This window comes from Massilia sp. 05N420 (genome assembly GCF_056397205.1).
Map to the genome: position 1 here is coordinate 14,691 of NZ_JBFTMX010000050.1, position 21,770 is coordinate 36,460.

Annotated in this window: 22 protein-coding genes; 19 read left to right on the plus strand and 3 right to left on the minus strand. The window is 64.2% G+C overall.

Annotation, left to right across the window (positions count from 1 at the left end):
* Positions 1-84: 84 nt before the first annotated feature.
* The 5 genes from AC1DIX_RS23985 to clpB all read left to right on the plus strand — a co-directional run bounded on the left by AC1DIX_RS23985 (position 85) and on the right by clpB (position 6,772).
* Complete coding sequence (locus AC1DIX_RS23985) at positions 85-2,682, plus strand: DUF349 domain-containing protein (protein WP_477327945.1); 2,598 nt, start codon at positions 85-87, stop codon at positions 2,680-2,682.
* Positions 2,679-3,152: a molybdopterin synthase catalytic subunit MoaE gene (gene moaE / locus AC1DIX_RS23990; protein WP_477327947.1), complete on the plus strand. Its 474-nt coding sequence runs from the start codon at positions 2,679-2,681 to the stop codon at positions 3,150-3,152. Before AC1DIX_RS23985 ends, moaE begins: the two co-directional genes overlap by 4 nt.
* The gene (crcB, locus tag AC1DIX_RS23995) at positions 3,149-3,520 is read left to right on the plus strand and encodes a fluoride efflux transporter CrcB (RefSeq protein ID WP_442124662.1); all 372 of its coding nucleotides are present in this window, start codon (positions 3,149-3,151) and stop codon (positions 3,518-3,520) included. The genes moaE and crcB overlap by 4 nt, the downstream gene beginning before the upstream one ends.
* Before the next feature lie 81 nt (positions 3,521-3,601).
* Positions 3,602-4,030 carry an inner membrane protein YiaA gene (gene yiaA, locus AC1DIX_RS24000; RefSeq protein ID WP_477327950.1) on the plus strand — a complete coding sequence of 143 codons (429 nt, stop codon included), beginning with the start codon at positions 3,602-3,604 and terminating at the stop codon, positions 4,028-4,030.
* Positions 4,031-4,156: 126 nt separating this feature from the next.
* Positions 4,157-6,772, plus strand: coding sequence for an ATP-dependent chaperone ClpB (gene clpB / locus AC1DIX_RS24005; protein ID WP_442124664.1), 2,616 nt, complete (start codon positions 4,157-4,159; stop codon positions 6,770-6,772).
* Positions 6,773-6,878: 106 nt separating this feature from the next.
* Here the strand turns inward: clpB and AC1DIX_RS24010 are convergent, their stop codons facing one another.
* Positions 6,879-7,460, minus strand: a complete 582-nt coding sequence (locus tag AC1DIX_RS24010) for a PEP-CTERM sorting domain-containing protein (RefSeq protein WP_477327951.1) — start codon at positions 7,458-7,460, stop codon at positions 6,879-6,881.
* Positions 7,461-7,972: 512 nt separating this feature from the next.
* Between AC1DIX_RS24010 and aceA the strand changes: the two genes are divergently transcribed.
* From aceA to AC1DIX_RS24025, 3 genes are all read left to right on the plus strand, one after another.
* On the plus strand, positions 7,973-9,271 hold the full coding sequence (aceA, locus tag AC1DIX_RS24015) for an isocitrate lyase (protein ID WP_477327952.1): 1,299 nt from the start codon (positions 7,973-7,975) through the stop codon (positions 9,269-9,271).
* 195 nt (positions 9,272-9,466) lie between these two features.
* Complete coding sequence (locus AC1DIX_RS24020) at positions 9,467-10,639, plus strand: 23S rRNA (adenine(2030)-N(6))-methyltransferase RlmJ (RefSeq protein WP_442124667.1); 1,173 nt, start codon at positions 9,467-9,469, stop codon at positions 10,637-10,639.
* A 151-nt stretch (positions 10,640-10,790) separates the two neighbouring features.
* The gene (locus tag AC1DIX_RS24025) at positions 10,791-12,068 is read left to right on the plus strand and encodes an EAL and HDOD domain-containing protein (protein ID WP_477327953.1); all 1,278 of its coding nucleotides are present in this window, start codon (positions 10,791-10,793) and stop codon (positions 12,066-12,068) included.
* 68 nt (positions 12,069-12,136) lie between these two features.
* Here the strand turns inward: AC1DIX_RS24025 and AC1DIX_RS24030 are convergent, their stop codons facing one another.
* Positions 12,137-12,886 carry an SAM-dependent methyltransferase gene (locus AC1DIX_RS24030; RefSeq protein ID WP_477327954.1) on the minus strand — a complete coding sequence of 250 codons (750 nt, stop codon included), beginning with the start codon at positions 12,884-12,886 and terminating at the stop codon, positions 12,137-12,139.
* A gap of 18 nt (positions 12,887-12,904) precedes the next feature.
* A complete protein-coding gene (locus AC1DIX_RS24035; protein ID WP_477248980.1) occupies positions 12,905-13,525 on the minus strand; it encodes a Maf-like protein in 621 nt (206 codons plus the stop codon).
* Between the two features lie 170 nt (positions 13,526-13,695).
* On the opposite strand from AC1DIX_RS24035, the gene AC1DIX_RS24040 reads away from it, so the two are divergent.
* The 11 genes from AC1DIX_RS24040 to AC1DIX_RS24090 all read left to right on the plus strand — a co-directional run.
* The gene (locus tag AC1DIX_RS24040; RefSeq protein ID WP_442124671.1) at positions 13,696-14,193 is read left to right on the plus strand and encodes a YceD family protein; all 498 of its coding nucleotides are present in this window, start codon (positions 13,696-13,698) and stop codon (positions 14,191-14,193) included.
* Positions 14,194-14,410: 217 nt separating this feature from the next.
* Positions 14,411-14,593, plus strand: coding sequence for a 50S ribosomal protein L32 (gene rpmF, locus AC1DIX_RS24045; protein ID WP_036168414.1), 183 nt, complete (start codon positions 14,411-14,413; stop codon positions 14,591-14,593).
* Positions 14,594-14,795: 202 nt separating this feature from the next.
* A complete protein-coding gene (gene plsX, locus AC1DIX_RS24050) occupies positions 14,796-15,836 on the plus strand; it encodes a phosphate acyltransferase PlsX (protein ID WP_442124672.1) in 1,041 nt (346 codons plus the stop codon).
* A 2-nt stretch (positions 15,837-15,838) separates the two neighbouring features.
* Positions 15,839-16,825 carry a beta-ketoacyl-ACP synthase III gene (locus tag AC1DIX_RS24055; RefSeq protein ID WP_477327955.1) on the plus strand — a complete coding sequence of 329 codons (987 nt, stop codon included), beginning with the start codon at positions 15,839-15,841 and terminating at the stop codon, positions 16,823-16,825.
* A gap of 31 nt (positions 16,826-16,856) precedes the next feature.
* Positions 16,857-17,810 carry an ACP S-malonyltransferase gene (gene fabD, locus AC1DIX_RS24060; protein WP_477327956.1) on the plus strand — a complete coding sequence of 318 codons (954 nt, stop codon included), beginning with the start codon at positions 16,857-16,859 and terminating at the stop codon, positions 17,808-17,810.
* A gap of 49 nt (positions 17,811-17,859) precedes the next feature.
* Entirely contained in the window at positions 17,860-18,597 is a 738-nt protein-coding gene (fabG, locus tag AC1DIX_RS24065; protein ID WP_442124675.1) for a 3-oxoacyl-ACP reductase FabG, read from the plus strand.
* A 127-nt stretch (positions 18,598-18,724) separates the two neighbouring features.
* Entirely contained in the window at positions 18,725-18,964 is a 240-nt protein-coding gene (acpP, locus tag AC1DIX_RS24070) for an acyl carrier protein (RefSeq protein ID WP_036168404.1), read from the plus strand.
* A 25-nt stretch (positions 18,965-18,989) separates the two neighbouring features.
* Positions 18,990-20,234 (plus strand): beta-ketoacyl-ACP synthase II, encoded by a 1,245-nt coding sequence (gene fabF, locus AC1DIX_RS24075; protein WP_442124676.1) that lies wholly within the window; start codon positions 18,990-18,992, stop codon positions 20,232-20,234.
* A 99-nt stretch (positions 20,235-20,333) separates the two neighbouring features.
* Entirely contained in the window at positions 20,334-20,786 is a 453-nt protein-coding gene (locus AC1DIX_RS24080) for a protein YgfX (protein ID WP_477327957.1), read from the plus strand.
* A 42-nt stretch (positions 20,787-20,828) separates the two neighbouring features.
* A complete protein-coding gene (rpoE, locus tag AC1DIX_RS24085; protein ID WP_047826430.1) occupies positions 20,829-21,431 on the plus strand; it encodes an RNA polymerase sigma factor RpoE in 603 nt (200 codons plus the stop codon).
* A gap of 68 nt (positions 21,432-21,499) precedes the next feature.
* Positions 21,500-21,770 (plus strand): sigma-E factor negative regulatory protein (locus tag AC1DIX_RS24090; protein WP_477327958.1); only part of this gene is annotated, 271 nt, incomplete at its 3' end.

Sequence of the window (21,770 nt, forward strand, 5' to 3'; positions counted from 1 at the left end):
GGCGGCGGACCGCACGCGCCAGTCCGGTGGCGCGAGGCCATCAGGGTTTTGTTATGATGGCGATTTTGGAAGTGCGATTTCATCATGTTCGAGTTCCTATTCAAGCGGCCGGGCGACAACAAGCCCGGCGACAAGCCGGCTGGACAGGGGGCGCAACCGGAACAGGCGGCCTCCTCGGGGTCGGGCTCCAATGCGGCCCCGCAGCGCGCGCTGCAGGCCGAAAAGCTGAGCCGGATCCAGGGCGACGAGGCCGCCGCGGTGGAATTCATCCTCCAATGCGAATTTTCCGAGCTGCGCCTGGCCGCGGCCGAATTCGTCCATGGCCCCGAGCTGCTGGAGCGCGTCCATACGGCGATGCGCAATACCGACCGCCGGGTTGCCAAGCTGATGCAATCGCGCCTGGATGCCCACCGGCATCGCGAGTCGGAACGGCGGCGCGGCGAAGCGACGCTGGAGCAGGCACGCGGACTGCTCAAGGACGAGTTGCTGACACCCAATCATGTTGCCGACCTCGACCGCAAATGGACGGTCATCGCCGCCCCGGAGCTGCAGGAAGAATTTGCCGGCGTGCGCGCCGCGCTGGCCCAGCGCCTGGAAGCCCAGGTGCAGTTGCAGCGCGCCATGATCGACCGCCTGGCCGCGCTGCGCCGGCTGCCGGGCGAGCCGCTGCCGTCGGACGAACTGGCCGCCCGCCTGGAAGCCCTGACCCGGGAGCAGGCCGAAGCCCTGCAGGCAGCCGAACATCCCTCGCTGCCGCGCAGCCTGGTGGCCGAATTCGGCCTCGAGGCCCAGAAGCTGCAGGCCAGCCTGCATGAAATCGAAGCCGGCCGGGCCGCGCTGGCGGCGCGTGAAACCTTCATTACCGAGCAGCAGGCCAGGCCGGTGACCGAACTGAACGCCGACGCGCTGCGCAAGGAATGGCATCGCCTGCCTCAACTGGCGCAGTCGGCCCACCGCGAGGCCGCGGCCGCGCTGCAGCAGCGCTTCGACGCCCTGCTGGCAAGCCTGCCGCAGCCGGAAGCGCGCAAGCCGCGCGAGCCCAAGGAATCTCCCAAACCGAAAGAAGCGAAAGAGCCGGGCCGCAGTCGTGGCGCCGATCAGCATTTCCTCGACATCATGGATGCGATGGAGGCAGCCCTGCAGCAGGGTTCGCTGGGCACGGCGGCCGAGCTCGACAAGTCGCTGAAGGAAGCGCGTGAGAAGGGCATGCGCTTGACGCCGGCCCAATCCGACCGCCTGGCCCATGTGCGGGCCGAACTCAAGCGCTTGTCCGACTGGGCGCGCTGGGGCGGCAATGTGTCGCGCGAAGAACTGATCAAGACCGTGGAAGCCTTGCCGACGCAAAACCTGGCGATGAGCGAACTGGCGAAGAAGGTCGGCAGCATGCGCGAGCGCTGGAAAGCCCTCGACAGCCTGTCCGGCGCCGCCCCGAAAAGCCTGTGGGAGCGCTTCGACGCCGCCTGCACCGCGGCTTATGCGCCGGCGGCGGCCCACTTCCGCCACCTCGCCGACGAGCGTCATGCCAACGCCGCGCGCGGCCAGGCCCTGATCGACGAGGCGAATGCCGAGATCGGACGCCTGGAGTCCGGCGAGGCCGAGTGGAAACACGTGGCCGGCACCGTGCAGCGCCTGCGCCTGGCCTGGAGCCACCTCGGTGCCATCGACCGCAAGGAAAAGAAGCGCCTCGACGCCCTGTTTACGGATGCCCTGAATATCCTGCAGGGACCGCTTGAAGAGCAGCGCAAGGGCGAGATGGCGACCCGCGAGGCGATCATCGAGGAAGCCGCCGCGATCGACCCGCACGACCGCCACGCGATCGACATCATGCGCGCCCTGCAGCAGCGCTGGCAGGAGCATGCGCGCACCTTGCCGCTCGAACGCAAGAGCGAGCAGGCGCTGTGGCAGCGCTTCCGCGCCGTCTGCGACGAAGTGTTCCGGCGCCGCAAGGACAGCATGCACGAGGCGGACATCGAACGCCGTGCCCACGAGGCGGCCAAGGAAGCGATCAGCGTGCGCCTGGAAGCGGCCGCCGCCGACGTCACGCCGGCCACCGCCGGCAAGCTGCTGCGCGATGCCGCGGCCGAATGGCAGGCGATCGGCCCGGTGYCGCGCGCCCATGAGGCGCGGGTCGAGAAGCGCTACCACGCGGCAGTGGCGCAGGTGCAGCAGAAGCTCGAAGCCGCCCGCCGCGCCGCCGGTGTGGCCCAGGCCGGCCAGCTGCGCGACAGGCTGCGCCTGGTGCAGGAGCTGGAACATGCCGTGGCAGGTGAGGGTGCGGCGGCGAGCGACTGGGAAGCGCGCTGGAACGCCTTGCCGCCGCTCGACGCCGATATGGAACGCACGCTGCGCAGCCGCTTCGACGCCGCCTTGCGCGCGATGCATGAGGGGCGCGAAACCTACGCCCAGTTGCTGGAACGTAACCGCGACAAGCTGCTGCACGACCTGCTGCGCGCCGAGATCCGCGCCGGCATCGACAGCGGTGCCGAGTTCGCCCGCGAACGCCTCAAACTGCAGGTCGAGGTGCTGCAGTCCTCGCTGAAGTCCGGCCACAAGGGCGGGCAGAAAGACAGCGGCGCAGGCAGCCAGCTGCGCGAACTGGCCGCGCTGCCGGCCCTGCTCGACGCCCGCACCGCGTCGCGCATCGAACAGCTGTTCCTGCGCCTGGCCCGGGAGGGCAAATGACGGCGGCGTTGTTCAACGAAGTCAGGGTACAGCGTGAAGATTTCGACCTCGGTGCGGAGGTGGCCCGCCTGCGCGCGGGCGATCCGCGCATCGGCGCCGTGGTGACTTTTGTGGGCACCGTGCGTGACCTGAACGACGGCGCCCGGGTGGCCGAGCTGGAGCTCGAACACTATCCGGAGATGACCGAACGCGCGCTGCAGGAGATCGTCGCGCAGGCGCGGGCGCGCTGGCCCCTGTACGGCGCGCTGGTCGTGCACCGCGTCGGCCCGATGCTGCCGCTGGAGCAGATCGTGCTGGTGGCGGTCAGCAGCGCCCACCGCGGCGAAGCGTTTGCCGCCTGCGAATTCATCATGGATTACCTGAAGACCGAAGCGCCGTTCTGGAAGAAGGAACAGACGCCGGAGGGTGCGCGCTGGGTCGATGCGCGCGTCAGCGACGACGCCGCCAAAGCGAAGTGGGCTGACCGATGAGCTGGGTGGCGGTTGGTCTTGGCGCCGCACTGGGCGCCTGGTTGCGGTGGGGGCTGACTATTTTCCTTGGGCAATTGCACTCACACATACAGCTTGGCACCCTGGCCGCCAACCTGGTCGGCGGCTACCTGATCGGCCTGCTGCTCGGCTTCTTCGGCAGCTATCCGGGTTTGTCGCCGGAATGGCGGCTGTTCGCGATTACCGGCTTCCTTGGCGGCCTGACCACCTTTTCCAGCTTTTCCGGCGAGGCGATGGTGCTACTCCAGCGCGGCTACTACGGCTGGGCGCTGGCGCACTCGGCTGTGCACTTGCTGGGTTCGATTGGCTGCTGTATCGCGGGATTTGCTACCTGGCGTGCCATCGCCTGATACCGCGCGCGCAGTGCTTGCGCTCAATGTGCCTGTATTGCAATCTGGCAAAGTTAATACTTTCTTTGACCGGAGGACATCATGCACCAGCCATTACCTGCACGTCCGAGCAATGCTTTCGTCGGCGCCTCATGGGGCGCGCTGATCGTCGGCATGATCGCTTACCTGATCGGCCTGTGGAATGCCCAGATGCAGCTGAACGAGAAGGGCTATTACTTCACGCTGCTACTGTATGGCTGCTTTGCCGCGGTCTCGCTGCAGAAGTCGGTGCGCGACCGCGCCGAGGGCCTGCCCGTGACCGGCATGTACTTCGGCCTGAGCTGGTGCTCGCTGGCGGCGTCGATGCTGCTGCTCGCGACCGGGCTGTGGAATGCCGCGCTGACCTTGAGCGAGAAAGGCTTCTATGCGATGTCCTTCGTGCTGGTCCTGTTTGCCATCGTTACGGTGCAGAAGAACGTGCGCGACCTGGCTGCCGTCCCGGCACTACCGGAAGTCCGCATCGCCGATTGAACGCCCGCCGGCAGGGATCGGAAAAGCCGGCGTCGATGCCGGCTTTTTCGCATCTTGAAAAACCATTGCCTCATCCCTAACTTGGTTCCATTATGAATACCAACCCAACCACTAGGGGATAAGAATATGCGGCAAGACAAATTGACGACCAAGCTTCAGGAAGCGCTGGCGGATGCCCAGAGCTTGGCGGTCGGCAACGACAATCAGTACATCGAACCGGCGCACCTGCTGAGCGCCCTGTTGAACCAGGACGACGGCAGTGCGCGCTCGCTGCTGCAGCGCGCCGGCGTGAACGTCGGCGCGCTGGCGAACGCCCTGCGCGGGCTGCTTGAGCGCCTGCCGAAAGTGTCCGGCACGGGCGGCGACGTCCAGGTCGGGCGCGAACTGGTGCAGCTGCTGAACCTCGCCGACCGCGAATCGCAGAAGCGCGGCGACCAGTTCCTGTCGAGCGAAATGGTGCTGCTGGCGCTGACCGAGGACAAGTCCGACGCCGGCCGCCTGGCGCGCGAGCACGGCCTGGCGAGGAAAGCCCTCGAATCGGCGATCGCCGCCGTGCGCGGCGGCGACGCCTCGGTGAACTCGCAGGATGCCGAAGGCCAGCGTGAAGCACTGAAGAAATACACCCTCGACCTGACCGAGCGCGCCCGCCTGGGCAAGCTCGACCCGGTGATCGGCCGCGACGACGAGATCCGCCGCGCGATCCAGGTGCTGCAGCGCCGTACCAAGAACAATCCGGTGCTGATCGGCGAACCTGGCGTCGGCAAGACCGCCATCGTCGAGGGCCTGGCCCAGCGCATCGTGAACGGCGAAGTGCCGGATTCGCTGAAGGGCAAGCGCGTGCTGTCGCTCGACATGGCGGCCCTGCTGGCGGGCGCCAAGTTCCGCGGTGAATTCGAGGAACGCCTGAAGTCCGTGTTGAAGGAACTCGCGCATGACGAGGGCATGACCATCGTCTTCATCGACGAGATCCACACCATGGTCGGCGCCGGCAAGGCCGAGGGCGCGATGGATGCGGGCAATATGCTGAAGCCGGCGCTGGCGCGCGGCGAGCTGCACTGCATCGGCGCGACCACCCTGGACGAGTACCGCAAGTACGTCGAGAAGGACGCCGCGCTGGAGCGCCGCTTCCAGAAGATCATGGTCGAGGAGCCGAGCGTGGAGGCGACCATCGCCATCCTGCGCGGCCTGCAGGAAAAGTACGAGCTGCACCACAAGGTCGAGATCACCGACCCGGCGATCATCGCCGCGGCCGAGCTGTCGCACCGCTACATCACCGACCGCTTCCTGCCCGACAAGGCGATCGACCTGATCGACGAAGCCGCATCCAAGATCAAGATCGAGATCGACTCCAAGCCTGAAGTGATGGACAAGCTGGACCGCCGCCTGATTCAGCTGAAGATCGAGCGCGAAGCCGTCAAGAAGGAAACCGACGAGGCTTCGCAGCGCCGCCTCGAGCTGATCAACGACGAGATCGCCCGCCTGGAGCGCGAGTACAACGATTACGAGGAAATCCTCAAGGCCGAGAAAGCCGCGGTGCAGGGCACGACCCACATCAAGGAAGAGATCGAGCAGATCCGCCTGCAGATGGAGGAAGCCAAGCGCCAGAGCAACTGGCAGAAGGTGTCCGAGCTGCAGTACGGCCGCCTGCCCGAGCTGGAGCGCCAGCTGAAGGAAGCGGAAGCCGCCGGCGAAAAAGCCGAGGCCGATGCCGACAAGCCGCGCCTGCTGCGCACGCAAGTTGGCGCCGAGGAGATCGCGGAAGTGGTCTCGCGCGCGACCGGCATCCCGGTGGCGCGCATGATGCAGGGCGAACGCGACAAGCTGCTGCACATCGAAGAGAAGCTGCACGAGCGCGTGGTCGGCCAGGACGAGGCGATCGAAGCCGTGTCCGACGCGATCCGCCGTTCGCGCGCCGGCCTGGCCGACCCCAACCGTCCCTACGGCTCCTTCATGTTCCTGGGCCCGACCGGCGTCGGCAAGACCGAGCTGTGCAAGGCACTGGCCGCCTTCCTCTTCGATACCGAGGACTCGCTGATCCGCATCGACATGAGCGAGTTCATGGAGAAGCATTCGGTGGCCCGCCTGATCGGCGCGCCGCCGGGCTATGTCGGCTATGAAGAGGGCGGCTACCTGACCGAAGCCGTGCGCCGCAAGCCCTACAGCGTGATCCTGCTCGACGAGATCGAGAAGGCCCACCCGGACGTGTTCAACGTCCTGCTGCAGGCGCTCGACGACGGCCGCATGACCGATGGCCAGGGCCGCACGGTGGACTTCAAGAACACCGTCATCGTGATGACCTCGAACCTGGGCTCCAACAAGATCCAGTCGATGGACACCGACGAGCCGGCGGTGGTCAAGCTGGCCGTGATGGCCGAGGTGCGCGGACATTTCCGCCCCGAGTTCATCAACCGGATCGACGAGATCGTGGTCTTCCACGCCCTCGACGAGAAGAACATCGGTGCGATCGCCAGGATCCAGCTGGCCGGCCTGGAACAGCGCCTCGAGAAGATGGAGATGCGCCTGGACATCAGCGAGGCCGCCCTGCAGAAGATCGCGGAAGCCGGCTTCGACCCGGTGTACGGCGCCCGTCCGCTCAAGCGCGCGATCCAGCAGCAGATCGAGAATCCGCTGTCGAAGGCGATCCTGTCCGGCCGCTTCGGGCCGAAGGACACGATCCACGTGGGCGTCAACGGCAGCGAGCTGACCTTCGGCGAGGAGCCGACGGTGGAGCTGGCCAAGTAATCTGCTGCGCAGGATGTGAAAACGCCCTGTCCGGGTAACCGGGCAGGGCGTTTTTTTGTTGGCGCTTGCACCGTCGTTCCCGCGAAGGCGGGAACCCAAGTTGACCTTAACGCCTGGTCCTGCGCCGCCGCGCCATCGCCCCCATCACCGCCAAGCCACCCAGCATCATCGCGTGGGTCTGCGGCTCCGGCACCGGAGCCAGCGGAATATTCTCCGACAGCAGGCTGCCGACCTTGTGGCCGCCATCGCCGCCGTAGAAGTTGACCTTCACGTGAGGCGAGGAAAAGTCGGTGGCGCCGCCGTTGAAAGTGAACTTGAAGACCATGTCGTCCGACAGCGCGACGCGGTCGCCCGAGAAGCACAGGCTGGCGCCGATATGGGCGCCGCCGGCGCAGCCGTTCGCGTTCAGCTCGTTGCTCGACAGCGTCCAGCTGGCCGCGCCGCCGGGGGCCGAGGTCAGGGTCACGTTGTCGAAGCGGCCGATGTCCTTCAGTTGCAGGGCGCCGATGGTGGTGGCGCTGGCCCAGTCTCCGGTGCGGTGGGCGGCGTCGATTTCGAGGGTCAGCACCTTGTCCGTCCAGGACGACGTGAAGGTGACGCCCTGGTATTCCAGCGTCCCGGCCTGGGCCGAGGCGACGGCGTCCAGCGCCAGCAGTGATGAAAGCAGCGTCTTTCGGAGCGTATTCACTTACTTTCTCCTTTGCCTTGTATCGCGGGTGCCTGCACTTCGCGTCCTGCGAACGGGCCGGCGGTACGGATGAGTCCGCGAACCCAGCGTAGGGGGAGTGGGCGATGGTCTCTGTTAATCAGCTAACTCAGCCTATGTAACAAATATATTGACGGGAAATTAAAGGCTGCAGCAGGGCGATGCTTTGCGGTTCCGGTACCGGGGCCGGCGTGGTCGACGAACCGCTGCCGGTCTGGCTGCCGCTGCCCATGTTCGACACCGATTTTTCATGATACGAAATCCTGTTCGCGGATATGAAAATTGCACAAAAAATACAGGCTCACCAGCTTCCAGTTTGAGAAATTTGTTTTCGTATCATGAAATCGAATATATAAGCGGTTGATAAATAAGGAAATAAAAATAATCCTGTGTCTTATATAAGACTATTGGTGCTGCGCACAAGCAGGCCTAAGATATCGGTAACGAAGCTTCCTACCAACTCAGCTTTCATCATTCATCATCGGGAGAACAGCATGGCAACTCGTGAACAGCAAATCGCCGCCCTCAAGCAGGAATGGGAGACCAATCCGCGCTGGAAGAATGTGGTCCGCAATTACACGGCCGAGGACGTCGTCCGCCTGCGCGGCTCGGTGCAGATCGATCACACGCTGGCGCGCCGCGGCGCCGAGAAGCTGTGGGACCTGATCAATAACGAGCCTTACGTCAACGCCCTGGGCGCGCTGACCGGCAACCAGGCCATGCAGCAGGTGAAAGCCGGCCTGAAGGCGATCTACCTGTCCGGCTGGCAGGTGGCGGGCGATGCCAACCTGGCCGGCGAGATGTATCCGGACCAGTCGCTGTATCCGGCCAACTCGGTGCCGATGGTCGTCAAGCGCATCAATAATACCTTCCAGCGTGCCGACCAGATCCAGTGGTCGGAAGGCAAGGACGACATCGATTACTTCGCACCGATCGTGGCCGATGCCGAAGCCGGTTTCGGCGGCGTGCTGAACGCCTTCGAATTGATGAAGTCGATGATCGAGGCGGGCGCCGCCGGCGTCCACTTCGAAGACCAGCTCGCTTCTGTCAAGAAGTGCGGCCACATGGGCGGCAAGGTGCTGGTGCCGTCCCGCGAAGCCGTCGAGAAGCTGAACGCGGCCCGCCTGGCGGCCGACGTCATGGGCACCCCGACCATCCTGGTGGCCCGTACCGATGCCGAGGCGGCCGACCTGCTGACCTCCGACGTCGACGCCAACGACCAGCCTTTCTGCACCGGCGAGCGCACCGTCGAGGGCTTTTTCCGGGTCAAGCCGGGCGTCGAGCAGGCGATCTCGCGCGGCCTGGCCTATGCCCCTTACGCCGACCTGGTCTGGTGCGAGACCGGCAAGCCGGACCTGGCCTTCGCCAAGCGCTTCGCCGAAGCCATCCACGAAAAATTCCCGGGCAAGATGCTGGCTTATAACTGCTCGCCGTCCTTCAACTGGAAGAAGAACCTGGACGACGCCACCATCGCCAGGTTCCAGMRSGARCTGGGCGCKATGGGCTACAAGTTCCAGTTCATCACCCTGGCCGGCTTCCACTCGCTGAACTACGGCATGTTCAACCTGGCGCACGGCTATGCGCGCCGCGGCATGTCGGCCTTCGTCGAGCTGCAGGAAGCGGAATTCGCCGCCGCCGAGAAGGGCTTCACCGCGGTCAAGCACCAGCGCGAAGTCGGCACCGGCTACTTCGATGCCGTGACCCAGACCATCCAGCAGCACCAGAGCTCGACGACGGCCCTGCATGGCTCGACCGAGGATGAGCAGTTCTTCGACGAAAAGAAAGTCGCATAGCGTCCAACAAAAGCCCTCCTGGCTTCGTTGCAGCGTCTCGCCCTGAGGGCTTTGTTGAACGCTTTTAATTAGTTTCCTCCGTTGTTCGCGGTGGCAGCCGCAGCGCTCACAAGGCGCTGCGGTTTTTTTAATTTTGGGGCGGTGCACGCATCTAGGCGATAATGGCGGCTTTCTTGCCTCATCCTTGGAATTGCCATGTTCAGCTACCGCCACGCCTTCCACGCGGGTAACCACGCCGACGTCCTGAAACACTTCATACAGGTGCAGCTGCACCAGTACATGAACCAGAAAGACGTGGCCTATACCTATATCGACACCCATTCCGGTGCCGGCGTGTACGCGCTCGACAGTGCCCAGGCGGTGAAGAGCGGGGAATACCTGGACGGCATCGCGCGCCTGTGGGAGCGCGACGACCTGCCGCCGGCGCTGGCGGATTACGTCAACCTGGTGCGCGGGATGAACCCGAGCGGCAAGTTGCGCTACTACCCGGGTTCGCCCTATGTGGCGGAGCAGGTCGCGCGCCCCGAGGATCGCCTGCGCCTGTTCGAACTGCACCCGGCCGACACCCGCCTGCTGGTGGAAAATTTCCGCAAGCTGGAAGCGCACAAGGCGGAGCAGGGCGAGCGTGCGCGCGGCCGCCGCATCCTGATCGACCATGCCGACGGCTTCCAGGGCATGAAAGCCCTGCTGCCGCCACCTTCGCGCCGCGCATTGGTCCTGATCGACCCGCCCTATGAAGTCAAGCTCGACTACAAGCATGTGCGCGATGCGCTGGACGAAGCCCTCGGCCGTTTCCCGTCCGGCATCTACGCGGTCTGGTATCCGGTGCTGCAGCGCATGGAATCGCGCCAGTTCGCCGATCGCCTGAAGCGCCTGCCGGCCAAGGAGTGGCTGCACGTGACCCTGACCGTGGCGACGCCGGGTCCGGACGGCACCGGCATGCACAGCAGCGGCATGTTCATCCTCAATCCTCCCTACACGCTGGAAGCGACCCTGCGCGAGACCATGCCCTACCTGGTGCAGGTGCTGGGYCAGGACGGCGGCGCCACCTTCCGCATCGAGAAGGGCAACCAGGTCACGGGGACAGCCCTGGCGCGCGGCGTCGAGGCCGGTCCGCGCAAGCCGGTCGGCAATGCCCGCCGCGCCAGCCCGCTGTCGGGCGCCGGCAGCCTGCGCCTGCCGGGCCAGCCCTTCGGCGACGGGCCGCGCAAGCGCGAAGGCGGCGCGCCCGGCAAGGAGCTTGCCGGCGGTCGCCCGGCCCAGCCTGCCGAGGCGCCGGCAAAGAAACGCGTGCCCGCATTTCGCTACGCTGACCAGAACAAATCGGCCGCTCGAAGCAATAAACGTAAGCCAGGCAGCGGCAGCTAAGCGTTCGCGGCCGAGTCCCGCGCCGTAACGATTTGATACGATGTCGAAATGTAAAGACTCCGACTCTGTAGTATAGTCGAAGTGGTGCCGGGGCCCTGCCTCGGCTCCGGCTCGCATTTGCGTGCCGAAATTGATTTCAGGAGTTTTTACGATGCACGCGGATGCAACGGCAGTCACGTCCATGCCGTCCGATGAATTCTTTCTGGCGCGCCAGCCCATACTCGGGCGCGACCAGAGACTGGTTGCGTTCGAGCTGCTGTTTCGCGCCGCCCCGGAGCACGAGGACGCGCAACTGACCGATTATGCCGCCGCGACCGCCACCGTCATCGCCCACGCTTCGCAGCTGGGCATGGAACAGGTGGTGGGAGACCAGCTCGCCTTCGTCAATGTCGACGAAGTAGTGCTGAAGAGCGACTTCGTCCGCTTCCTGCCGCCTGACCGCGTGATCCTCGAGATTCTCGAAACCGTCGAGCCCAACGCCGAGGTGCTGGCGCGGGTGCGGGAGTTGAAGGAGCTCGGCTTCAAGTTCGCCCTCGACGATGTTATAGGCCATTCCGAGCAGGTTAGCAAGTTGATCGATCTCGTGGACGTGATCAAGGTCGACCTGAAAGGCATCAGCCGGGAAGAGCTGACTTGCCTGGCCAACAGCTTGCGCGATGCGCCGCAGAAATTGTTAGCCGAGAAGGTCGAGACCGTGGAGGAATTCCGCCTCTGCCTCGAGCTCGGTTTCGAATACTTCCAGGGCTATTATTTCGCGCGTCCGGCCATCCTGTCGGGCAAGAAGATTTCGCCGTCCGAACTGGTGGTGCTGCGCCTGCTCGAGCTGATCGGCTCGAATGCCGACAGCGCCGCCATCGAGGCCGCCGTCAAGCGCGATGCGCTGCTGAGCCTGAATCTGCTGCGCCTGGTGAACAGCCGTGCGGCCGGTCCCGACCGCCACATCGAATCGGTGTCCCAGGCCCTGCACCAGCTCGGCCGCAGCCAGCTGCAGCGCTGGCTGCAGATCCTGCTGTACAGCGCGCCGGACGGCCGGGTCGAACTGAATTCACCGCTGCTTCAGATGGCGACCACGCGCGGCCGCCTGCTCGAACTGATGAGCCAGACCCTGCGCCCGGACGACGTCRCCGGCGCCGAGACCGCCTTCACGGTCGGCATCATGTCCCTGATGGATGCGCTGCTGTCGCTGCCGATGGACCGCATCCTGAACCGTGTCGACGTCTCGCAGGAAGTGAGGGCGGCGCTGCTGGACCGCAGCGGCGACTATGGCGCCATGCTGAGCGTGGCCGAGGAGCTGGAAGGGAAGCAATGCGGCCGCGCCCTGAAGCGCGCCATCGACAGGCTGGGCCTGTCCGTCAAGCAGATCCGCGAGATCGAGCTGGCCGCTTTCGATTGGGTGCGCGGCCTCGGCGCCGATTCACGCCAGCACTAGAGCGTCGGCAAACCCTCATGGCGGCGTTGCACCGCCTTGCCCTGAGGGCTTGTCGACGCTCTAGCTATTCATTGTCCCAGCAGCAGGAACACGGTCGGCTTCTTGTGGAAGTCCGGCCCCTTGTTCGCCGCCAGCGCGGCCTTCCATTTGGCCGCCGTCAGGGTGCGCACCGATTCGCTGGGCAGCGACAGGTCGGTCGCCACGCAGATCAGCGTGCCCGGCTGGCAGGCGGCGGCCAGGGCTTCCAGCATGGCGGCGTTGCGGTAGGGCGTTTCGATCAGCAGTTGGGTCTGTTTCTCGGCGCGCGAGCGCTGTTCCAGCTGCTGGATGCGCTTGGTGCGCTGGGCGGGTTCAAGCGGCAGGTAGCCGTTGAAGGCGAAGCTCTGGCCGTTCAGGCCGCTCGCCATCACGGCCAGCAGCAGCGAAGACGGGCCGACCAGCGGCCGTACCGTGATGCCGTGCTGGTGGGCCAGGCGGACCAGGTCCGCGCCCGGATCGGCCACCGCCGGCACCCCGGCTTCGGACACCAGGCCGGCGTCATGGCCTTCAAGCAGCGGCGCCAGCAGGGCGGCAAGGGCCGTCGGCGGCGTGTTCACGTTGAGTTCCGAGATCTTGATTTCCTGCAGGGGGCGCGCCAGCGGGTGGTCGATCGCCACCAGTTTCAGAAAGGCACGCGCCGTCTTCGCGTTCTCCGCCACGAAATATTCGAGCTTCGACGTGATGTCCTGCACCTGTTCGGGCAGGACGTGGGACAGGGCGCGGGGATTGGCTTCGGTGGGACCGAGCGTATTGGGAATCAGGTAGAGAATGCCTGGCATGGGGTTTCTTGTTATTTATTATTCGAAGAAGCGGACGCCCGCGCGGCGCAGCATGCCCGTCAGGGCGATCAGCGGCAGGCCGGTGAGGGCGGTCGGGTCGCTGCTGTCGATGCGTTCCAGCAAGGCAATGCCGAGTCCTTCGTTCTTGGCGCTGCCGGCGCAGTCATAGGGCTGCTCGATGCGCAGGTAAGCGTCGAGTTCGTGGTCGGGCAGGTCGCGGAAAGTGACGAAGACCTGCACGTTCTCGACCCGGGCCGCCTGTTCTGGCGCCAGCCGGCCATCCCACAGGCACAGGGCGGTGTGGAAGGTCACGCGGCGTCCGCGCATCTTCTGCAGCTGGGCCAGGGCGCGCGCATGGTCGCCCGGTTTGCCGATCTGTTCGCCGTCCAGCGTGGCGACCTGGTCCGAGCCGATCACCAGCGCCCCCGGATGCTTTCCGGCGATGGCGGCGGCCTTCGAGCGCGCCAGGCGCAGGGCGGTTTCCTCGGGCGCTTCGCCCGGCAGCGCCGTCTCGTCGATGTCCGGTGCGATCGCCTCGAAGGGCAGGCCCAGCCGGGACAGCAATTCGCGCCGGTAAGCGGAGCTGGAAGCGAGGATCAGGCGCACAGGATCACGGCAATGAGCGGAACTTGGTAACATGTCGGCCGGTCGAATATTCATAAGCAAAACAAATAGATAGGCCTCCCCGGCAAGCAAATCCGATGACTTGTGCGGTCATGCCGACAGCGACCTCACAAAATGCACGGATTCTTTGACTGAGCGGGAAGAAGCCTGTTATTATCGCAGGTTTTCCGGGGAAGCTTTTCCAAATGAGCGCTTTTGTCATCGACGCTTTTGAATTTTGTCGGAACAACGGCTATAAGGAAGGTGTCACGCCGGTGGCAGAGATGCCCCGCCTGGCAGCCGAGTGCACCGACCCGTCCGGCCAGATCGCCTGGGCGATCCAGGGCGGCCAGACCAGGCAGGGTTATCCGTCGATGACGCTGTCCGTCTCCGGCACCGTGCAACTGGTCTGCCAGCGCTGCCTGGCGCCGTTCGGCTACGGCATCGATTCGTCGACCATGCTGGTGCTGGGCAAGAACGACGAAGATGCGGACGAGATTGAGGAAATCCTCGACGATGAAAGCATCGATGTGATCGTCGGCAGCCATGCCTGCGATATCATGCAGTTGCTGGAAGATGAAGCCCTGCTGGCCCTGCCGCAGGCACCGAAGCATGAGGTGTGCCCCGATACCAAGCTGATGGACTCCATCAAGTCCGAAAAGGTATCGCCGTTCGCGGCACTGAAGAGCCTCAAATCAGAATAAAATAGTGGAAGTATTTGTGCCGTGGATGCCGAGAAGGTATTCGGGCGCGCAAAAAACGTGTCAAACGCGTGCAGCAGTCGAGTATGGCAGCGGTAGCAAGATGTAGGCAGCGTTAAAACATGTCGGCAATGTAGATTATTGCCGCTGGGATACTCGATGCGCATGTAATTGCAAGTCGATTGTGTTAGAATTTTAGAACTTATGTTTAGGAGTCATCATGGCAGTTCAGCAGAATAAGAAGTCCCCGTCGAAGCGCGGCATGCACCGTTCGCACGATTTCCTGGTTGCACCGAATCTGGCCGTCGAGCCGACCACCGGTGAAACCCACCTGCGTCACCACATCAGCCCGAACGGTTTCTACCGTGGTCGCAAAGTGATCAAGACCAAGAACGACGAGTAATCGGCGTCTTGCTGTTTTGTTCCATGAAAGCGGTGCAACGTATGAAGAGTGCGTGGCGCCGCTTTCTCTTTTGCGATATTGATACCGGTTGCACGTCCGCCGTGTATGCCGTCGTTTTCGATCCCGCTGAGTCCGTCCGGCATGCCGCCGCGCCAGGACACGCCGCCGCCCGACCCTGAGGCAGCGCGGTTCTTCCCGAAAAATGACAATTACAATCTCCATTGACTGCATGGGCGGCGATCACGGCCCCTCAGTTACCATTCCGGCAGCGCTCGCCTTCCTCAAGCACCAACCCGAAGCCGAACTGATCCTGGTCGGCCTGGAAGACCAGGTGCGCGCCGAACTCAAGAAACATCACGCCGACTCCAGCCCGCGCCTGAGCATCAGGCACGCCACCGAAGTGGTGGCGATGGACGATCCGATCGAGGTCGCACTGCGCCGCAAGAAGGATTCCTCGATGCGCGTGGCGATCGAGCTGGTCAAGGACGGCAAGGCCGACGTCTGCGTCTCGGCCGGCAATACCGGTGCCCTGATGGCGATCTCGCGCTACGTCCTCAAGACCATGGCCGACGTCGATCGCCCGGCGATCTGCTCGATCATGCCGAACCAGAAGGGCAGTCCGACCTATATGCTGGACCTGGGCGCCAACGTCGACTGCGAACCCCATCACCTGCACCAGTTCGCCATCATGGGCGCCGTGCTGTTCGAGGCCATGGAAGGGCGTCGTCCCAGTATCGGCCTGCTCAACGTGGGCACCGAGGAAATCAAGGGCACCGAAGCGGTCAAGGCGACCGCCGCACTGCTGCGCGCCGACCATGAGCGCGGCATCCTGAATTTCCACGGCAACGTCGAAGGCAACGACATCTTCAAGGGCACGGTCGACGTGATCGTCTGCGACGGCTTCGTCGGCAACGTGACTCTGAAGGCGGTCGAAGGCCTGTCGCGCTTCTTCAAGGCTACCTTGATGGAAACCACGATGTCCAAGCTGGGCGCGCTGCTGGCCCGCAAGTCGCTGAAGAAGCTGAACCCGGAGAGCTATAACGGTGCCGGCCTGCTGGGCCTGAAGGGCCTGGTGTTCAAGAGCCACGGCGGTGCAAATGCATTTGCTTTCGAGTGGGCAATTAAACGGGCCTATAATGCGGCTCAAAACAATGTGCAGGAACAGTTGTCGGCGATGATCACCGAGCTGATGCCACGCACTCCTGACCCGCAAGCGCCAGGCTCCACCATTCAGCAGGGCTAATAATGACTGTGTATAGCAAAATCATCGGTACCGGCAGCTATCTGCCGGCCCAGCGCGTCACCAACCACGACCTGGCCGCCCAACTGGGCGCCAAGGGCATCGAGACCTCGGACGAGTGGATCGTGTCGCGCAGCGGCATCTCGGCGCGCCACTATGCGGCCGCCGACGAAAGCGCGTCCGACCTGGGCGTGAAGGCGGCCCACAAGGCCCTCGAGGCGGCCGGTCTGACGCCCGAGCAGATCGACCTGATCATCGTCGCCACCTCGACCCCCGATTTCTACGGCAACTTCCCGAGCACGGCCTGCATCGTGCAGGACAAGCTGGGCATCCGCAACAACGGCGCCGCATTCGACGTGGCCGCCGTCTGCAGCGGCTTCGTCTACGCGCTGTCGACCGCCGACGCCTTCATCAAGGCCGGCAATGCGAAGAACGTGCTGGTGATCGGCACAGAAGTGTTCTCGCGCATCCTCGACTTCAACGACCGCGGCACCTGCGTGCTGTTCGGCGACGGCGCCGGCGCGGTGGTGATGACGGCTTCCGAAGAGCCGGGCGTGCTCGCGGTCAAGCTGCATGCCGACGGCAGCCACGGCGACATCCTGTGCGGCCCGACGAATCCGGCCAGTGCCGCGATCTCCGGTCAGAAATACCTGTACATGGATGGCCAGGCGGTGTTCAAGCTGGCCGTGACGGTGCTGGAAAAGGTCGCCAACGAGGCCCTCGAGCATGCGAAGATGCCGGCCTCGGAAATCGACTGGCTGATCCCGCACCAGGCCAACATCCGCATCATGAACGGCACCGCCAAGAAGCTCGGCCTGCCGCTTGAAAAGATGGTCGTGACCGTCAACGAACACGGCAATACCTCGGCCGCATCGATCCCGCTGGCGCTCGACCAGGCGGTGCGCGACGGCCGCATCAAGTCCGGCCACAACATCCTGATGGAAGGCGTGGGCGGCGGCTTTACCTGGGGCGCTGTCCTGGCCCGCATGTAAGCACGATAAAAACAAAGAGGAGGACTCCTTAATGAGCAAATTCGCATTCCTGTTCACGGGCCAGGGCGCCCAGGCCGTCGGCATGCTGAACGGCTTCGCCGGCAATCCGGTCGTCGAACAGACCGTCGCCGAAGCTTCGGAAGCCCTGGGCCAGGACCTCGGCAAGCTGATCGCCGAAGGCCCGAAGGAAGAACTGGACCTGACCACCAACACCCAGCCGGTGATGCTGACCGCGGCCGTGGCCGTGTACCGTGCCTGGATCGCGGCCGGCGGCCCGGTCCCGAGCGTCGTCGCCGGCCACAGCCTGGGCGAGTACTCGGCCCTGGTGGCCGCGGGCGTGATCGATTTCAAGGACGCGGTGCCGCTGGTGCGCTTCCGCGCGCAGTCGATGCAGGACGCGGTGCCGGTGGGGCAGGGCGGCATGGCCGTCATCCTCGGCCTGCAGGCCGATGTGGTGCGCGAAGTCTGCGCCGAAGCCGAAGGCGGGGCTTTAAATGCGGGTGAAGTCGTCGAAGCCGTGAACTTCAACGAGCCGACCCAGATCGTGATCGCCGGCCACACCGCCGCGGTCGAGCGCGCCTGCGACATCGCCAAGGCCAAGGGCGCCAAGCGCGCCATGAAGCTGTCGGTGTCGGCGCCTTTCCACTCCTCGCTGCTGAAGCCGGCTTCCGACCGCCTGCGCGACTACATGGCGAACCTGACTTTCCATGCGCCCCGGATCGACTTGATCAATAACGTCGACGTCGCTATCCTGCACGATCCTGCCGCGATCAAGGACGCCCTGGTGCGCCAGGCCGCCGGCGCGGTGCGCTGGGTCGAGACCATGCAGAAGATGGCGGCGGACGGCGTGACCCAGGTGATCGAGTGCGCGCCGAGCAAGACCCTGATCGGCATGGCCAAGCGCATCGACCCGGTGCTGGCCGGCGAAGCCCTGGTCGACCAGGAGTCGCTGGAGCGCGTGCTGGCAGCAATCAAGGCACAGTGAAACCACGGGGTCAGAGCCCGAATAAGAGCAATCAAAGCCAAGGATTAGCATGAATCTGCAAAACCAAGTCGCCCTCGTTACCGGCGCATCGCGCGGCATCGGCAAGGCCATCGCCCTCGAACTGGCGCGCCAGGGTGCGAAAGTGGTCGGCACCGCCACCACCGAAGCCGGCGCCGAAGCCATCACCGCCTACCTGTCCGAATTCGGCGGCAAAGGCATGGTGCTGAACGTCACCGACGCCGCCCAGTGCGCGGCCCTGATCGACGAGGTCAGCAAGAACGTCGGCAGCATCGGCATCCTGGTCAACAATGCCGGCATCACCCAGGACAACCTGGCGATGCGCATGAAGGACGAGGAGTGGGACAGCGTGATCGCCACCAACCTCACCGCCGTCGGCCGCCTGTCGCGCGCCGTGCTGCGCGGCATGATGAAGGCGAAGCAGGGCCGCATCATCAACATCACTTCGGTGGTCGCTTCGAGCGGCAATCCGGGCCAGATGAACTACGCGGCCGCCAAGGCCGGCGTGGAAGGCATGGGCCGCGCGCTGGCGCGCGAGATCGGCAGCCGCAACATCACCGTCAACAGCGTGGCGCCGGGCTTCATCGATACCGACATGACCAAGGCCCTGGGCGAATCCCAGCACGAAGCCCTGCTGGGCCAGATTCCGCTGGGCCGCCTGGGCAGCCCGGAAGACATCGCCCACGCGGTGGCATTCCTGGCAGGTCCGCAAGCTGCTTACATCACGGGCACGACCCTGCACGTGAACGGCGGCATGTACATGAATTAAGCCAGATCTCATCTTTTAGCAGTAGTTTCAGCCGAATTAGCGTCAAACGCTGAAAATAGTTTTTCAACGCGCAAACCCTGATAAAATGCGCGCACTTTCCGAAACACATACCTAATGGAGCCATAACATGTCGGATATCGAACAACGCGTTAAAAAAATCGTCGCTGAGCAACTGGGCGTTGCCGAAGCAGACATCAAAATCGATTCCTCGTTCGTTGACGACCTCGGCGCTGATTCGCTGGACACCGTTGAACTGGTGATGGCACTGGAAGACGAATTCGAAATGGAAATCCCGGACGAGCAGGCCGAGAAGATCACCACCGTTCGTCAAGCCATCGAGTACGCACAAGCGCACGTCAAGGCCTAAGCTTTCAGTAATTCAGGAGATACGCTTGAGTTCACGCAACCGTCGTGTCGTCGTAACTGGCCTGGGTTGCATTTCCCCGATCGGTAACACCATTGCCGAAGCGTGGGAAAGCGCCCTGGCCGGAAAATCGGGTATCGGCAACATCACCCGGTTCGACGCAACGCCTTTTTCGACCCGTTTCGCGGGCGAAGTGAAGAACTTCAACGTCGAGGACTACCTGCCCGGCAAGGAAGGCCGCCATATGGATACCTTTATCCATTTCGGCATGGCCGCGGGTATCCAGGCGTTGCAGGATTCGGGTATCGAAGTCACCGAGCAGAACGCCGACCGCATCGGCGTGATGGTGGGTTCGGGCATCGGCGGTCTGCCGCTGATCGAAGCGACCAAGGAAGAGTACGACAGCCGCGGCCCGCGCCGCATCTCGCCGTTCTTCGTGCCGGCCTCGATCATCAACATGATCTCGGGCGACCTGTCGATCAAGTTCGGCCTGCGCGGCCCGAACCTGGCGATCGTCACCGCCTGCACCACCGGCCTGCACTGCATCGGCGCGGCAGCGCGCCTGATCGAGTACGGCGATGCCGACGTGATGATCGCCGGCGGTGCCGAGTCGACCGTCTCGCCGCTGGGTCTGGGCGGCTTCGCCTCGGCTCGTGCGCTGTCGTCGCGCAATGACGATCCGGCTACCGCTTCGCGTCCCTGGGACCGCGACCGCGACGGCTTCGTGCTCGGCGAGGGCGCCGGCGTGATGGTGCTCGAAGAGTACGAACACGCCAAGGCCCGCGGCGCGAAGATCTACGCGGAAGTCGTCGGCTTCGGCATGAGCGCGGATGCCAACCACATCACCGCTCCGCTCGAGGACGGCAGTGGCGCCTCGCGCTGCATGGTGTCGGCAATGAACTACGCCGGCATCAACCCCGACCAGGTGCATTACGTGAATGCGCACGGCACCTCGACCCCGGTCGGCGACGTCGCTGAAGTGAAGGGCATCAAGCGCACCTTCGGCGACCACGCCGGCAAGCTGGTGGTCAACTCGACCAAGTCGATGACCGGCCACCTGCTGGGCGGCGCCGGCGGCCTCGAGTCCGTGTTCACCGTGCTGGCGATCCACAACCAGGTTTCGCCACCGACGATCAACATCTTCAACCAGGATCCGGAATGCGACCTGGACTTCTGCGCCAACACGGCGCGCGAAATGAAGATCGATTACGCGGTGAAGAACTCCTTCGGTTTCGGCGGTACCAACGGTACCCTGGTCTTCGCCAAGGTCTGACCGACTCCATCCAGGTTGAACCAAAAAAGCCCATCTCCTGTCCAAGGAGATGGGCTTTTTGTCATCTCGGCGTTCCCATCCATCCTTAGCTGATCGCCCATGTCGATAGCGGTATCCGCCATCGTCAGGCCGTCGCGCATCCATCGATGCCTGCTGTTCGGCGCCGGCCTGTCCCTGTTCGCCGCGGCCTTCGCGGTGGGCCTGACCACGCCCGCACGCTTCCACGCCGGCATGCTGCAGGCCCTCGTGCTGGCAGCTTCCGGCGCCGTGCTGTTGCATGCCGGGTCGGGCCGGGCAAAGACGCACCGGATTGATATTTCTGGAACTGGCGAGGTGGTCCTGACGGTACAACAAGGGCTGCGCAAGCCGGCCGCACCCCAGTTGGGCGTGGCCTTGTTGCCGGGCTCCGTCGTCTGGCCGCTGTTGATGCTGCTGCGCTTCAGGGATGAAGGTTCCCGCGTGCACGTCCTGCCGGTGTGGCGCGACAGTGTCGGGCCGGGCACCTGGCGGGCGCTGTCGGTGGCGGTGCTGGCGATCGGGCGGCGCCAATGAACTTATTGCAGCGGGCCAACTCTTAAGCAACAAGGACGTTCAGTGACAACCGAGCGCGAGTGTGATCAACTGCTGGTAGAGCGCGTCCAGGCTGGCGATCGCCGGGCGTTCGACCTGCTGGTGTCCAAATACCAGCGCCGGCTGATGCGCCTGGTGTCGCGCCTCGTGCACGATCCGGCAGAAGCGGAAGACGTGGTGCAGGAAACCTTTATCAAGGCCTTTCGCGCACTGCGCCATTTCCGCGGAGATTCCGCGTTTTATACCTGGCTGTACCGGATAGGAATTAATACGGCAAAAAATTTTCTCGTCACGCAAGGCAGGAGGGCACCGACCTCGACGGAAGCCGACGCCGAACGTGCGGAAGGATTTGACGACGCAGACAGCTTGCGAGACATTAATACACCAGAGTCCGTCCTGGCCAGCAAGCAGATCGCGTTCACGGTGAATGCCGCAATGGAGGCGCTGCCGCTGGAACTGCGGACCGCGATCGTCCTGCGCGAAATCGAAGGCTTGAGCTACGAGGAAATCTCCGAAGTGATGGCGTGTCCAATCGGTACGGTGCGTAGCCGGATATTCCGGGCGCGCGAAGTGATTGCCGAGAAATTGAGGCCCTTGCTCGATATTCCGGCTGACAAACGTCGGTAGGTAGCGATGCAGCGTGGAGCGTCATGCGCTCTTGAATGAGGATCTGACTCCGACGAGATGGAACCAAGATGGACACGAACAAAAAAAACCGCGAATACATCTCCGCCCTGATGGACGGCGAAACCCCGGATGCCGACCAGGAGCTGGCCATGGCCGCGCTGGGCGGGCCGGAGGGCCAGCAAGCCTGGGATACCTTCCACCGTATCGGCGACCTGCTGCGCGCCGAAGCCACGCCCGAGCTGTCGTCCGGCTTCGAGGAGAAGCTGGCGGCGCGGCTGGCGGCCGAGCCGCTGCCGGCCAGGCGCGCGGCCGGCGCCGCCGAGCCCGCCGGCGGCACCG

What these genes read in the sequence shown, in the direction of transcription:
- fabD (WP_477327956.1), top strand. Translation starts at nt 16,857, where the DNA reads ATGAGCAAATTCGCATTCCTGTTCACGGGCCAGGGCGCCCAGGCCGTC.
- AC1DIX_RS24030 (WP_477327954.1), bottom strand. Translation starts at nt 12,886, where the DNA reads ATGCCAGGCATTCTCTACCTGATTCCCAATACGCTCGGTCCCACCGAA.
- crcB (WP_442124662.1), top strand. Translation starts at nt 3,149, where the DNA reads ATGAGCTGGGTGGCGGTTGGTCTTGGCGCCGCACTGGGCGCCTGGTTG.
- acpP (WP_036168404.1), top strand. Translation starts at nt 18,725, where the DNA reads ATGTCGGATATCGAACAACGCGTTAAAAAAATCGTCGCTGAGCAACTG.
- AC1DIX_RS24055 (WP_477327955.1), top strand. Translation starts at nt 15,839, where the DNA reads ATGACTGTGTATAGCAAAATCATCGGTACCGGCAGCTATCTGCCGGCC.
- rpmF (WP_036168414.1), top strand. Translation starts at nt 14,411, where the DNA reads ATGGCAGTTCAGCAGAATAAGAAGTCCCCGTCGAAGCGCGGCATGCAC.
- AC1DIX_RS24080 (WP_477327957.1), top strand. Translation starts at nt 20,334, where the DNA reads ATGTCGATAGCGGTATCCGCCATCGTCAGGCCGTCGCGCATCCATCGA.
- moaE (WP_477327947.1), top strand. Translation starts at nt 2,679, where the DNA reads ATGACGGCGGCGTTGTTCAACGAAGTCAGGGTACAGCGTGAAGATTTC.
- yiaA (WP_477327950.1), top strand. Translation starts at nt 3,602, where the DNA reads ATGCACCAGCCATTACCTGCACGTCCGAGCAATGCTTTCGTCGGCGCC.
- clpB (WP_442124664.1), top strand. Translation starts at nt 4,157, where the DNA reads ATGCGGCAAGACAAATTGACGACCAAGCTTCAGGAAGCGCTGGCGGAT.
- AC1DIX_RS24040 (WP_442124671.1), top strand. Translation starts at nt 13,696, where the DNA reads ATGAGCGCTTTTGTCATCGACGCTTTTGAATTTTGTCGGAACAACGGC.
- AC1DIX_RS24035 (WP_477248980.1), bottom strand. Translation starts at nt 13,525, where the DNA reads ATGTTACCAAGTTCCGCTCATTGCCGTGATCCTGTGCGCCTGATCCTC.
- fabG (WP_442124675.1), top strand. Translation starts at nt 17,860, where the DNA reads ATGAATCTGCAAAACCAAGTCGCCCTCGTTACCGGCGCATCGCGCGGC.
- plsX (WP_442124672.1), top strand. Translation starts at nt 14,796, where the DNA reads ATGACAATTACAATCTCCATTGACTGCATGGGCGGCGATCACGGCCCC.